Origin of the sequence: Vibrio sp. 10N.222.49.C9 (assembly GCF_041474985.1) — a bacterium.
Lineage (GTDB): Bacteria > Pseudomonadota > Gammaproteobacteria > Enterobacterales > Vibrionaceae > Vibrio > Vibrio crassostreae_C.
The window spans coordinates 1-259 of sequence record NZ_JBFRVD010000938.1; the positions used below are offsets into that span (position 1 = coordinate 1).

Consider the following 259-nt stretch of genomic DNA (forward strand, 5'->3'; position numbering starts at 1 on the left):
TTTCTACTGCTGCTTATCTGGACAATGGCCGTGTAGACCCAACTCGCGCGGGCTCTGGGCCTTTTGTACTGACTAATATCAATGGCACAACCAGCGCAAACCTAGAACGCTTCGACGATTATTGGGGTGAGAAGGCGAAGGTAGAGAAGGTATACGCTGAATACGTTCCAGACGGTTTTGCACGAGCTGCAGCGCTGCGTACGGGCAAAGCAGACATTGTTGAAGCAGTACCTGTTTCTCAAATCGCAATGATCGACTC

Annotated in this window: 1 protein-coding gene; it reads left to right on the top strand. The window is 50.6% G+C overall.

All coding sequences use genetic code 11. The features are described 5' to 3' along the window. Positions 1 to 259, top strand: a 259-nt coding sequence (locus AB4585_RS26310) for an ABC transporter substrate-binding protein (RefSeq protein WP_372171704.1), incomplete at both ends; no start/stop codon positions are given.